Raw genomic sequence first — 12957 nt, 5'->3', positions numbered from 1 at the left:
CTATGAGGCCCCGTCCATGTCCAACTAGTGAACTCTAAGCTGAGCCGTTCGGGTCGCCTCCCGTCAAGAGGTTGAACCGCATCCGGGCGTCCGGCACCCCGGGGCACACACGTGTGCGTGCCGCCCCGGGATTCCGGGAGCGGCACGCGCGCGAGGGTGGGGGCGCTACTTCAGGGCGCCCGCCGTGAGTCCCTGGACGACCTGGCGCTGGAAGATGATGTACGCGGCCAGCACCGGCAGCATCGCCATCACCAGGCCGGCGAACAGGCCCGACCAGTCCCCCTTGTATCCCTGGCTCACCGCCAGCTGCACCAGGCCCTGGGTCAGGACGTGCTTGTCCGGGTCCGTGTTCAGCACGGTCGGCAGCATGTACTGGTTCCACTGCCCCAGGAAGTTGAAGATGCCCACGCTGATCAGACCCGGCTTGGCCATCGGCAGCATGACCTGGAAGAACGTCCGGGTGTGCGAGGCCCCGTCCACGAACGCCGCCTCCGCCACCGAACTCGGCAGGGTCCGGAAGAACGCCGTCAGGAAGAAGACGGTGAAGGGCAGCGAATAGGCGATGTAGACCAGGATCAGCCCGTGAATGGTGTTCAGCAGTCCCATGTTGTCGACCACGTAGAACAACGGGACCAGCGCCAGCATGATCGGGAAACTCATGCCGCCGATGAACAAGTAATAGATGAAGCGGTTGCCCGGGAATTCGAACCGGGCCAGCACATAGGCCGCCATCGAGCCGAGCACCAGCGTGCCGATGAGCGAACCGCCCACCACCAGGACGGTGTTGAGGAAGTAGTCGCTCATGTGCGCCTGGGACCAGGCCCGCGACCAGTTGTCGAAGTTCAGCTTGTCGGGGAGCGACCAGGGCGAGCCGAAGATGGAGGCGTCGTCCTTGAAGGAGGTCATCACCGCCCACACCAGCGGCATGCCGACCATGATCGCCCAGATGACGAGGACGCCGTGGGAGAAGACGTTGAGGGCGGTGCCCTCCTTCTTCCCTTGGCGGAGTCCGCCGGGCGAGGCCTCGGTCTTCAGGACGGGGGTGCCGGGCTCGGCCGGCACGGGGGCGGGGGTCTCGGTCGTCTTCATTGATCAGTACTCCAGCCGCTCGCGTCGGCCCAGCTTCATCACGAGCGCCGCGAAGGCCAGCGTGACGAGGAGCAGGGCGACGCCGATCGTGGTGGCGTAGGCGGCCTGACCGTCCCGGAACGCCTTCTGGTACACGTACAGGACCATCACGGAGGTCGAGTAGTCGGGTCCGCCGGGGCCGACCGTCATGATCTGCACGACGGCGAACGACTCGGCGCCCAGGGCGAGGATGCCCATGTAGACCCAGCCGGACTGCACGGTGTCCCACAGCAGCGGCAGGGTGACCTTGAAGAAGGTCGTGAAGCGGCTCGCCCCGTCCAGCAGCGCCGCCTCGTACAGCTCCCCCGGGATGGAGGCCATGCCCGCGGAGAAGAGGACCACGAAGAAGCCGACCGTCGACCAGACGAGCACCGCCATGACGCACCACAGCGCGAGGTTCGGGTCGCCGAGCCACAGCGGCTGGACGGAGCCCAGGCCGATCCCGCGCAGCAGGGAGTTGACCGCGCCGCTGTCCGGGTTGTACGCGAACTGGAACAGCAGGGCGACGATCGCGATGGAGAGCACCTGCGGGAAGAAGTAGGCGATCTTGTAGAAGCCGGAACCCCGGACACCGGTGATCACCGGGCCGCCCTTCCGCTTCCGCCCGCCCACGTTGATCATGAAGGAGAAGAAGAGCGCCAGGCCGAGCGTCACGAGCGGCACCAGCAGGGCGAACAGGACGCTGTGCCACAACGACTTCCAGAAGATGTCGTCGTCGAGCATGCGCGAGTAGTTGTCGAAGCCGACCATCTCGAACTCGGGACTCAGCCCCGTCCAGTCCGTGAACGAGTAGTAGATGGACTGGATGAACGGCCAGACGACGAAGAGCGCGTACAGTCCCAGGGGAACCGCCAGGAACCCCACGATGAACCGGTACTTGCCGTGCTGCATTGCTGATGACCCCGATCTGCGCGCGGGTGGCGCCGCCGGGGCCCGTCCGGCGCGGACGCGCGGCACGGGCCCCGGCGACACGTCCTCACTGGTGCTTGTAGTGCTTGATCGACGAGTCCTTGGCGGCCTCGTCGGCGAAGCCCTGGATCTTCTTGATCGTCTCGGCCGGGGTGAGCCGGCCGGCCATCATCTCGCCCAGACAGGAGACGCCGATCTTCTCCTTCTGCAGCTGCACGTACCAGTCCTGCATGCGCGGGTTCACCACGTTGTCGCCGGCCAGCTCCAGCGCCGCGACACCGGCCTTGAGGCCCGGGGTGAGCTCGATGCCGTCGGTGCCGCCGTTGTAGGCGCTCAGCGACTTGACCTTGCTGGTGAAGTTCTTCGAGGACGCCTCGCTCAGCATGACGCGCAACTGCTCCATGCCGCCCGCGCCGTTGGCCGCCTTCGCCGGGACGATGAAGGGCTCACCGCCGGAGGCCCAGATGGTGCCGAAGGGCATCTTGTCGTTCTCGTCGATGCCGGGCGGAGCGGAGACGGCGAGGTCGAAGTCGGCGGGGATGACCTTGGCCGACTCGTTCTCCACCCAGGAGCCGTTGGGCAGGAACAGGGCGTCGCCCTTGGCCCAGGCGGTCTGCGACTGGATGTGGTCCAGGCCGGGGGTGCCCTTGAGGACGTAGCCCTTCTTGTAGAGCTCGTACCAGGCCTCGAAGACCGTCTTGACCGCCGGGTGCTTCCAGGCGTTCGGCTCCAGGTTGTCGATGGCGTCGAGCACCTCGACGCCGCCGACCTTGGCGATCATCGGGGACATCGAGAACGGGATGTAGTACGGGTACTTGCCCGCGTACGTCCAGCCGGCCATCCCCTTCTTCTTGGCCTTCGCGCAGACCGCGAGCATCTCGTCCCAGGTCTGGGGGTACTCCGCGTCCAGCGAGTCCAGGGCCTTCTTCGAGTACCAGTTGCCGTAGACCGTGTAGGCGTAGTACAGGATCCAGACCGGCTCCCCGTCGAACTGGCCCATCTCCACGATGCCCGGCCGCAGGGTGTCGCGGACCTTCTTGTTCGGGTCGTCGTAGGACGGGGCGTCCAGCAGCGGGGTGAGGTCGGTGAGCTGCTTCTTGCCGACCAGGACGCCCATGTCCATCTGCTCGGCACCGGAGTTGTCGACGAGGTCGGGCGGGTTGCCCCCGTTGAAGCGCGGCTGCAGGGTGGACTGGATCTTCTGGGTGGCGGAGAACTTCACCGTGGCCTTCGGGAAGGCCTTCTCGTACAGCTTCACGGCGTCCTCGGCGTACTCCTTGCCGAAGCCTCCGTCGAAGAGGACGAACTCCATCTTGGCGCTCTCGTTGACCGCCAGCGGGTTCTCGGCGGACTTCTTGCCCGCCTCCGCCTTCTCCTGGTCGTCCCCGCCGCCGCTCGCGCAGGCGGAGAGGAAGCTCATGGTCGGTACGGAGATCAGGCCGAGCGCGGCGGAACGCTTGATCAGGTCACGGCGGCCGACGCCCTTGCTGTCGTTCTCGGCGGAAGTGGATCCCATGCTCAAGTCCTCGCCTTCTCCAGGACTCAGGCGGTGAACCGGATCCTCCCCGGCACCGCGATCGGGTCACGCTGGGTCGTGCAGGAAATGCAGTCACTGCTGTTCGGACACTGCTGTTCGGGCGCTCTGGCGGTTCCTCTTCGCGATTCCCCCGGATCCCCCCGATGGGCGACAGGTATAGTCCACTTTCCGTCAGCGGAGCAAGATCGAATGCAAGGTTGGCGGTACGTCTTTTCCGAGTTGAGACCTCCCGGAAATATGAACGGCCTGTGTGCCACTTGCCGGAAGAATCCCCTCCATATGCCTCGAACGCCACAACCAACACCCTTGACATCACATGCCACTTGACCCCTACTGGTCCTTGCGCAGTTGAGTTGACAACGTTGTCCCCAGCGCAGGGAGGGTGGCCAGGGCATGCAGTACAGAGTTCGGCACAGATGGGGTCCGGCGGTCGTGATGACGACCGCCCTCGCCGTGGCGGTGGGTTCACAGGGGGCGGCGGTCGCGCTGCCCACCGCGCCCGCCGGAGCCGACCGGGAGTTCAGCTCCTCGTTCGAGGCGGACGACCCGGCTCCGGACTGGCTCAACACCGTGGACACGGGCCGGGACGGCAGGAAGCGGGCCTCGGGCGTCGACGGCGGATTCAGCACCGGCATACCGGGCGGCGTCACCGACCACGTCACCGAGGTGCGGGCGAGCGCGGAGAACGCGGGCGGCGGCGAGGTCAAGGAGAACCTCGTCGACGGTGAACCGACCACCAAGTGGCTGACCTTCGACAAGACCGGCTGGGTCGAGTTCGACCTGGACGAGCCGGCGAAGATCGCGAAGTACGCGCTCACCTCCGCCAACGACCACGACGAGCGCGACCCGGTCGACTGGACCCTCAAGGGCTCCGCGGACGGCACGGACTGGCGGACGCTGGACACCCGCTCCGGCGAGTCCTTCGACGAGCGGTTCCAGACGAAGACGTACGACCTGGCCGAGACGGCCGAGTACCGGCACTTCCGGCTGGAGATCACGAAGAACAACGGGGCGGGCGACGCGCTCCAGCTCGCCGACGTGCAACTGGCCACCGGCGACGCCGAGACGCCGACCCCCGAGGACATGCTCTCGCTCGTCGACCGGGGCCCGAGCGGCTCGCCGACGGCGAAGGCGGGCGCCGGCTTCACCGGCAAGCACGCGCTGCGGTACGCGGGACGGCACACCGCGGACGGCCGGGCCTACTCGTACAACAAGGTCTTCGACGTCGACGTGAAGGTCGACCGCCGCACGGAGCTGTCGTACAAGATCTTCCCGTCGATGGCCGACGGCGACCTCGACTACGACGCCACCAACGTCTCCGTCGACCTCGCCTTCACCGACGGCACCCACCTGAGCGACCTCAAGGCCACCGACCAGCACGGCTTCCCGCTGACGCCGCGCGGTCAGGGCGACGCCAAGATCCTCTACGTCAACCAGTGGAACAGCGTGCGGTCGGGCATCGGCTCGGTCGCGGCCGGCAAGACCGTCGACCGCGTCCTGGTGGCGTACGACTCCCCCAAGGGCCCGGCGAAGTTCCGGGGCTGGCTGGACGACGTGGCCATCGAGCGGGCCGAGCCCGAGCGGCCGAAGGCCCACCTCTCCGACTACGTGCTGACCACCCGCGGCACCAACTCCACCGGCGGGTTCTCGCGCGGCAACAACATCCCGGCCACCGCCGTGCCGCACGGCTTCAACTTCTGGACGCCGGTGACCAACGCCGGCTCGCTGAGCTGGCTGTACGACTACGCGCGCGGCAACAACGCGGACAACCTGCCCACGCTCCAGGCGTTCAGCGCGAGCCACGAGCCGAGCCCCTGGATGGGCGACCGGCAGACCTTCCAGGTGATGCCGTCCGCGGCCTCCGGCACCCCGGACACCGGCCGCGACGCCCGCGAGCTGGCCTTCCGGCACGAGAACGAGACCGCCCGGCCGTACTACTACGGCGTGCGGTTCGAGAACGGCCTGAAGGCCGAGATGGCGCCGACCGACCACGCCGCGATGATGCGCTTCACCTACCCCGGTGACGACGCGAGCGTGATCTTCGACAACGTCAACGACCAGGCCGGCCTGACCCTGGACAAGGAGACCGGCACCTTCAGCGGCTACTCGGACGTCAGGTCCGGGCTGTCCACGGGCGCCACCCGGCTCTTCGTCCACGGCGAGTTCGACAGCAAGGTCACCGGCGGCGACTCCAGCGGCGTCAAGGGCCACCTGCGCTTCGACGCGGGCCGGGACCGCACCGTGACGCTGCGCATCGCGACCTCGCTGATCAGCGTCGAGCAGGCGAAGGACAACCTGCGCCAGGAACTCCCGGCACGCGCCTCCTTCGACAAGGTCAAGCGGGACGCCCAGAAGCAGTGGGACAGGGTCCTCGGCAAGGTCGAGGTCGAGGGCGCCACGCAGGACCAGCTGACCACGCTGTACTCCAGCCTCTACCGGCTGTACCTGTACCCGAACGCCGGCCACGAGAAGGTCGACGGCACGTACAAGTACGCCTCCCCGTTCTCCAAGGCGGTCAAGGAGGACACCCCGACGGAGACCGGCGCCAAGATCGTGGACGGCAAGGTCTACGTCAACAACGGCTTCTGGGACACGTACCGGACCACCTGGCCCGCGTACTCGTTCCTGACCCCGTCCAAGGCCGGTGAGCTGGTCGACGGCTTCGTGCAGCACTACAAGGACGGCGGCTGGACCTCCCGCTGGTCCTCCCCCGGCTACGCGGACCTGATGACCGGCACCTCCTCGGACGTGGCCTTCGCCGACGCGTACGTCAAGGGCGTCGACTTCGACGCGAAGGCGGCGTACGACGCGGCCGTCAAGAACGCCACCACCGTGCCCCCGTCCTCGGGCGTGGGCCGCAAGGGCATGGCGACCTCGCCGTTCCTCGGGTACACCAGCACCGAGACGCACGAGGGCCTGTCGTGGGCGCTGGAGGGCTACCTCAACGACTACGGCATCGCGAAGATGGGCGAGAAGCTCTACAAGGAGACGGGCGAGAAGCGGTACCGGGAGGAGTCGGCGTACTTCCTCAACCGCGCCCAGGACTACGTCAACATGTTCGACGCGAAGGCCGGCTTCTTCCAGGGCAAGGACGCGGCGGGCAAGTGGCGCGTGGACTCGGACGAGTACGACCCGCGCGTGTGGGGCCACGACTACACCGAGACCAACGGCTGGGGCTACGCCTTCACCGCCCCGCAGGACAGCCGGGGCCTGGCCAACCTGTACGGCGGCCGCGAGGGTCTCGGCGACAAGCTCGACGAGTACCTCTCCACACCCGAGACGGCCTCCCCGGAGTTCGTCGGCTCCTACGGCGGTGTCATCCACGAGATGACCGAGGCGCGGGACGTGCGGATGGGCATGTACGGGCACTCCAACCAGGTCGCCCACCACGCGCTGTACATGTACGACGCGGCCGGGCAGCCGTACAAGACGCAGAAGAACGTCCGCGAGGTGCTCTCCCGCCTGTACACCGGCAGCGACATCGGCCAGGGCTACCACGGCGACGAGGACAACGGCGAGCAGTCGGCCTGGTTCCTCTTCTCCGCCCTCGGCTTCTACCCGCTGGTGATGGGCAGCGGCGAGTACGCCATCGGCTCCCCGCTGTTCACCAAGGCGACCGTGCACCTGGAGAACGGCCGCGAGCTGGTCGTCAAGGCGCCGAAGAACAGCACGAAGAACGTCTACGTGCAGGGTCTGAAGGTCAACGGCAAGCGCTGGAACTCCACCTCGCTCCCCCACTCGCTGATCGCGAAGGGCGGTGTCCTGGAGTTCGACATGGGTGCCAAGCCCTCCGCCTGGGGCACCGGGGCGAACGCCGCGCCGCCGTCGATCACCCAGGACGACGAGGTGCCGACGCCGCGCGCGGACGCCGTCGAGGGTGAGGGCGCCCTGTTCGACGACACGTCGGCGACGGAGGCGGCCGTGACGTCGGTGGACCTTCCGGTGTCCGGCCAGGGCACCGAGGCGGTCCAGTACACCCTGACGTCGTCGGCGGACCGGACGAAGGCCCCGACCGGCTGGAAGCTCCAGGGCTCGGCCGACGGTACGACCTGGCGGACGCTGGACGAGCGCTCCGGCGAGTCCTTCGCGTGGGACCGGCAGACCCGGGCGTTCTCGGTGAAGTCACCGGGCACGTACGCGAAGTACCGGCTGGTCCTCACTGGTGCCTCGGTGCTCTCCGAGGTCGAGCTGCTCGCCTAGCCGGACCGTTCGATCAGGGCCCGCCCAGCTTATGGGCGGGCCCTGTGCACGTCCGGGGTTTTGGCTCTATGCAGAAAGCCAGGGGCATAATGGTCCTAGCCAAACGCTAGGAACTGTCTGTGCATGGCCTTTCTTGTTCAGGGTACGTGCACGGTCGAAGGAGCGGCGATGACACCCCCTGTGGACCCCAGTCTCAACCGGCGCAAGCTTCGGCTCGCCCTGCGCAAGGCGCGGGAGCGTGTCGGGCTCAGCCAGCGCGAGGCCGCCGAGCGGGTGGAGTGGTCACAGTCGAAGCTCATCCGTGTGGAGACCGGGACGGTGAGTGTGTCCGTCAGTGACCTGCGCGCCCTCCTGGCGCTCTACGACATCACCGAGCCCGACACGGTGGACGAGCTGGTGGAGGCAGCCCGGGGCAGCAAGGGGGCCAGTTGGTGGTCGGGTTACCACGACGTCGTCTCGCCGCAGTTCGCCCAATACCTCGGGTACGAGGGCGCCGCGCGGGCCGTCGACACCTACCACCCCATCGTGATCCCGGGGCACCTGCAGACCCGCGCCTACGCGGAGGCCCTGCTCGCCGAGCGCGGACTGGCCGACGAACGGGTGCGGCGGATCGTCGACTTGAGGATGGAACGCCAACAGCGCATGTTCGACGGATCGGGTCGTCCGACGACCACGTTCGTCCTGGACGAGGCAGCGGTGCGGCGGCAGATCGGCGGTAGGAGTGTGTTCAGCGCGCAGTTGGCACAGATCCTCGGTTTCGCCGGACGGGACGAGGTGGCTGTCCGCGTGCTGCCGTTCGACGCGGGAGCGCACTACAGCACACTGGGCAGCTTCGTCCTGCTGCGCTTCTCGGACGACGACGATCTCCTGTACCTGGAACACGCCGCGGGCAGCATGACCGGCGGCGAGGACTTGGAACTGCTCGCCCTCTACCAGGAGTGCTTCCAGACGCTCATGGAGCGAGCGTTGGACGAGAACGCGTCCCTCGACTTGATCGATCGCGTCAAGCAGAGCCTCGAGGCCCGCTAGAGCCGCGGAAACAGGGCTGACAGAGGCAGGGGGAGGACCGGCGTGGTCTCCAGGTCGACAATCGATGCTCTTCTGGACGTGCTGCGAATAGCCTTCGGCTGCGGCATGAACGATGAGGAGCTGAAGGCTCAGGCCATCCAGGACCCTGAGCAGACGAAGCGTCTCATAGCCATCGAGACGTCCCGGGCGCGCGACAAGCGGAAACACACGGCACTGCTCGGGGTGCTGGGGCTCGCGGCCCTGGTGATCATCATGGCTAAGGCGGCACCCTTCATCATGAAGAAGGCCCGTGCCCTCGAACTCCCCTGGTCCGACATCCGCACCACACTGGGTTCAGTGGTGATGGCCGCGGCCATCGCCGGACTGAGCTGGTGGGTGAAGCGCAAGCTGGCGGCGCGCGGCTCCGCTACTCCGCAGAACCCGCCCGAGAGTCGTAACGAGGGTGATCAGAACCAAGTAGGGACGGGATAGCCCCGTTCCCCGCGCGCCACACTCCCGCGCCGACCGCCACGGCGACTGCCACGGTCACCCAGAGGAACCTCTTGGCGAGTACGCTGTCGACGAACGTGGACGCGACCGCCGCCGTCAGCGTCGCCACCGCCCCCACGCTCATGGTGAAGGTGAGGACGCCGCCCAGGACTACGGCGCTCCGCTTGCCGGCCGACCGCCGCACCGGCGATGCCTCGGCATTCATATGGCCCCCTACCGCCTGCCGATGGCTGGATAAGAACGTCACGGACCGTTCAACTCTCCTTGTGCCACGGCATGCAGGAAGTCAGTCCAGACGGAGGCGGTGAAGCCCAGCGGCGTACGCCCGAGCGCCTTGGAGTCGCGCGCCAGCACCCGGCCTTCGCGCACGGTGACCTCCACGCACTCGCTCTCGTTGCCACACATGCTGCTCCTGCGCCACAAGGGTTGCCCCTCATGCACTGCCTCAGCTCCCTGCTTCCCCCACATGCCTGGATAGCGCCCCATCATGCTAGTGGACGGGTGTGCACTGTTGCAGGCGGGTCTCCGAATCCCCTCCCGGGAAACCCCTGTGGCATTCCGTCGTCACCGATTCCATCACTGAAAGTCATCGAACGACCAGCTTAAGTGACACAGTTCGGCGATGGCCATAGGGGAATCGGCCGGGTGGCATGATACGGGCCGTGTCTCCGGAAGCCGGAGGACACGGCCCGTGGAACAGGCCCCTACTTGCGGATCAGGCTGCGCAGCACGTACTGCAGGATGCCGCCGTTGCGGTAGTAGTCCGCCTCACCGGGGGTGTCGATGCGGACGACCGCGTCGAACTCGACACCGGTGTCGGTGGTGACCTTGACCGTCCGCGGGGTGGTGCCCTCGTTCAGCTCGGTGACGCCGGAGACGGAGAAGGACTCCTCGCCGGTCAGGCCGAGGGAGGCCGCGGTCTGGCCCTCCGGGAACTGGAGCGGCAGGACGCCCATGCCGATGAGATTCGAGCGGTGGATGCGCTCGTAGGACTCGGCGATGACGGCCTTGACGCCGAGGAGCGCGGTGCCCTTGGCGGCCCAGTCGCGGGACGAGCCGGAGCCGTACTCCTTGCCGGCCAGGACGACGAGCGGGATGCCCTGCTCGATGTAGTTGCGGGAGGCGTCGTAGATGAACGACACCGGACCGCCGTCCTGGGTGAAGTCGCGGGTGTAGCCGCCCTCGGTGCCCGGCGCGATCTGGTTGCGCAGGCGGATGTTGGCGAACGTGCCGCGGATCATGATCTCGTGGTTGCCGCGGCGCGAGCCGTAGCTGTTGAAGTCGCGGCGCTCGACGCCGTGCTCCGTCAGGTACTTGCCGGCCGGGGTGTCCGCCTTGATCGCACCGGCGGGCGAGATGTGGTCGGTGGTGACCGAGTCGCCCAGCTTGGCGAGCACCCGGGCGCCGGAGATGTCCTCGACCGGGGCCGGCTCCATGCCCATGCCCTCGAAGTACGGGGGCTTGCGCACGTAGGTGGACTCGGCGTCCCACTCGAAGGTGTCACCGGTGGGGATGGACAGCGCCTGCCACTGCGCGTCGCCCGCGAAGACGTCGCTGTAGGACTTGGAGAACATGTCCTCGCCGATGGCGCTGGCGACGACCTCGTTGACCTCGGCCTCGGTGGGCCAGATGTCCTTCAGGTAGACCGGGTTGCCGTCCTGGTCGGCGCCCAGGGCCTCCTTGGTGATGTCCACCTTCATGGAGCCCGCGAGGGCGTAGGCGACCACCAGCGGCGGGGACGCCAGGTAGTTCATCTTGACGTCGGGGTTGATCCGGCCCTCGAAGTTGCGGTTGCCGGAGAGCACCGAGGTGACGGCGAGGTCGTGGTCGTTGACGGCCTTGGAGACCTCGTCCGGCAGCGGACCGGAGTTGCCGATGCAGGTGGTGCAGCCGTAGCCGACGAGGTTGAAGCCGACCTTGTCGAGGTACGGGGTGAGGCCCGCCTTCTCGAAGTAGTCGGTGACGACCTTGGAGCCCGGGGCGAGGGTGGTCTTGACCCACGGCTTGCGGGTCAGGCCCTTCTCGACCGCCTTCTTGGCCACCAGGGCGGCGGCGACCATGACGTACGGGTTGGACGTGTTGGTGCAGGAGGTGATGGCCGCGACCGTCACCGCACCGTGGTCCAGCTCGTAGGTGGTGCCGTCGGGGGCGGTGACCGGGACCGGGTTGGACGGCACGCCGTTGGTGACGGCGGGGGCGTCGGAGGCCGGGAAGGACTCCTGGCCCGCCTCGTCCACGCTGTCGACGTAGTTGCGCACGTCCTGCTTGAACTGCTCGGCGGCGTTCGCGAGGACGATGCGGTCCTGCGGGCGCTTCGGGCCGGCGATGGAGGGGACGACCGTGGACAGGTCGAGCTCCAGCTTCTCGGAGAAGTCCGGCTCGGCCTTCGGGTCCAGCCAGAGGCCCTGCTGCTTGGCGTACGCCTCGACGAGCGCGACCTGCTGGTCGCTGCGGCCGGTCAGGCGCATGTAGTTCAGCGTCTCGTCGTCGATCGGGAAGATCGCGGCGGTGGAGCCGAACTCCGGCGACATGTTGCCGATGGTGGCGCGGTTGGCGAGGCTCGTGGCCGCCACGCCCTCGCCGTAGAACTCGACGAACTTGCCGACGACGCCGTGCTTGCGCAGCATCTCGGTGATCGTGAGGACCAGGTCGGTGGCGGTGGTGCCGGGGGTGAGCTCACCGGTGAGCTTGAAGCCGACGACGCGCGGGATCAGCATGGAGACCGGCTGGCCGAGCATCGCGGCCTCGGCCTCGATACCGCCGACGCCCCAGCCGAGGACGCCGAGGCCGTTGACCATGGTGGTGTGCGAGTCGGTGCCGACCAGGGTGTCGGGGTAGGCCTTGCCGTCACGGGTCATGACGACGCGGGCCAGGTGCTCGATGTTCACCTGGTGGACGATGCCGGTGCCCGGGGGGACGACCTTGAAGTCGTCGAAGGCGGTCTGGCCCCAGCGCAGGAACTGGTAGCGCTCCTTGTTGCGGCCGTACTCCAGGTCGACGTTCTGCTGGAAGGCGTCGTTGGTGCCGAACTTGTCGGCGATGACCGAGTGGTCGATGACCATCTCGGCCGGGGAGAGCGGGTTGATCTTGTTCGGGTCGCCGCCCAGCTCCTTGACGGCCTCGCGCATGGTGGCGAGGTCGACCACGCAGGGCACGCCCGTGAAGTCCTGCATGATCACGCGGGCGGGCGTGAACTGGATCTCCTGGGACGGCTGGGCCTGCGAGTCCCAGCCGCCGAGGGCGCGGATGTGGTCGGCGGTGATGTTCGCGCCGTCCTCGGTACGGAGCAGGTTCTCCAGCAGGACCTTCAGGCTGTAGGGAAGGCGCGCGGAGCCCTCGACCTTGTCCAGCCGGAAGATCTCGTACGACTCGTCGCCCACCTGCAGCGTGCTGCGGGCGTCGAAGCTGTTCGCCGACACGACAGTCTCCTTCATTTATGTGCGCGTACCACCGCATCCTGCCGCCACGCCGCTCCGGCCAATCCGCTAAGGTAAGGCTAAGTTAGGTAACCCTTACCGCCAGACCCGATAGCGGCGTGCGACTGCGGTGCGCCTCGGCAGATATCTCGATGTCGAGATAACTCTAGTACATGGGGGCGGCCCGGTCATGCCCGGGCGCGGTGTGGCGTGCACCCCACCCGGGTGACCCCGGAGGCCATCTCTACG

At 67.5% G+C, this 12957-nt stretch carries 8 protein-coding genes; 3 read left to right on the top strand and 5 right to left on the bottom strand.

What is annotated here, in order from left to right:
- Window positions 1-165: 165 nt before the first annotated feature.
- The 3 genes from SAM23877_RS27190 to ngcE all read right to left on the bottom strand — a co-directional run bounded on the left by SAM23877_RS27190 (window position 166) and on the right by ngcE (window position 3553).
- The gene (locus SAM23877_RS27190; protein ID WP_053138748.1) at window positions 166-1089 is read right to left on the bottom strand and encodes a carbohydrate ABC transporter permease; all 924 of its coding nucleotides are present in this window, start codon (window positions 1087-1089) and stop codon (window positions 166-168) included.
- Between the two features lie 3 nt (window positions 1090-1092).
- On the bottom strand, window positions 1093-2019 hold the full coding sequence (locus SAM23877_RS27185; RefSeq protein WP_053138745.1) for a carbohydrate ABC transporter permease: 927 nt from the start codon (window positions 2017-2019) through the stop codon (window positions 1093-1095).
- Window positions 2020-2104: 85 nt separating this feature from the next.
- Window positions 2105-3553 (bottom strand): N-acetylglucosamine/diacetylchitobiose ABC transporter substrate-binding protein, encoded by a 1449-nt coding sequence (gene ngcE, locus SAM23877_RS27180; RefSeq protein ID WP_053138742.1) that lies wholly within the window; start codon window positions 3551-3553, stop codon window positions 2105-2107.
- Between the two features lie 414 nt (window positions 3554-3967).
- Between ngcE and SAM23877_RS27175 the strand changes: the two genes are divergently transcribed.
- From SAM23877_RS27175 to SAM23877_RS27165, 3 genes are all read left to right on the top strand, one after another.
- Window positions 3968-7774 carry a GH92 family glycosyl hydrolase gene (locus SAM23877_RS27175; protein ID WP_053138739.1) on the top strand — a complete coding sequence of 1269 codons (3807 nt, stop codon included), beginning with the start codon at window positions 3968-3970 and terminating at the stop codon, window positions 7772-7774.
- Window positions 7775-7942: 168 nt separating this feature from the next.
- Window positions 7943-8803, top strand: coding sequence for a helix-turn-helix domain-containing protein (locus SAM23877_RS27170; RefSeq protein WP_053138736.1), 861 nt, complete (start codon window positions 7943-7945; stop codon window positions 8801-8803).
- 42 nt (window positions 8804-8845) lie between these two features.
- A complete protein-coding gene (locus SAM23877_RS27165) occupies window positions 8846-9274 on the top strand; it encodes a hypothetical protein (RefSeq protein ID WP_053138733.1) in 429 nt (142 codons plus the stop codon).
- 261 nt (window positions 9275-9535) lie between these two features.
- Here SAM23877_RS27165 and SAM23877_RS27160 read toward each other — a convergent pair whose 3' ends face one another.
- Both SAM23877_RS27160 and acnA read right to left on the bottom strand, forming a co-directional pair.
- On the bottom strand, window positions 9536-9760 hold the full coding sequence (locus tag SAM23877_RS27160) for a DUF397 domain-containing protein (RefSeq protein WP_280518078.1): 225 nt from the start codon (window positions 9758-9760) through the stop codon (window positions 9536-9538).
- A 236-nt stretch (window positions 9761-9996) separates the two neighbouring features.
- Window positions 9997-12711, bottom strand: a complete 2715-nt coding sequence (gene acnA, locus SAM23877_RS27155; RefSeq protein WP_053138726.1) for an aconitate hydratase AcnA — start codon at window positions 12709-12711, stop codon at window positions 9997-9999.
- Window positions 12712-12957 lie beyond the last annotated feature (246 nt).

This window comes from Streptomyces ambofaciens ATCC 23877, assembly GCF_001267885.1.
GTDB classification, from domain to species: domain Bacteria; phylum Actinomycetota; class Actinomycetes; order Streptomycetales; family Streptomycetaceae; genus Streptomyces; species Streptomyces ambofaciens.
Note: the sequence above shows the minus strand (reverse complement) of the source record. Positions and strands in the feature narration are given on the sequence as shown.

Bases quoted from the DNA above. Each gene is read 5' to 3' on its own strand.
- ngcE (WP_053138742.1), bottom strand. From the start codon at position 3,553: ATGGGATCCACTTCCGCCGAGAACGACAGCAAGGGCGTCGGCCGCCGT.
- SAM23877_RS27175 (WP_053138739.1), top strand. From the start codon at position 3,968: ATGCAGTACAGAGTTCGGCACAGATGGGGTCCGGCGGTCGTGATGACG.
- SAM23877_RS27170 (WP_053138736.1), top strand. From the start codon at position 7,943: ATGACACCCCCTGTGGACCCCAGTCTCAACCGGCGCAAGCTTCGGCTC.
- SAM23877_RS27190 (WP_053138748.1), bottom strand. From the start codon at position 1,089: ATGAAGACGACCGAGACCCCCGCCCCCGTGCCGGCCGAGCCCGGCACC.
- SAM23877_RS27185 (WP_053138745.1), bottom strand. From the start codon at position 2,019: ATGCAGCACGGCAAGTACCGGTTCATCGTGGGGTTCCTGGCGGTTCCC.
- SAM23877_RS27160 (WP_280518078.1), bottom strand. From the start codon at position 9,760: ATGTGGGGGAAGCAGGGAGCTGAGGCAGTGCATGAGGGGCAACCCTTG.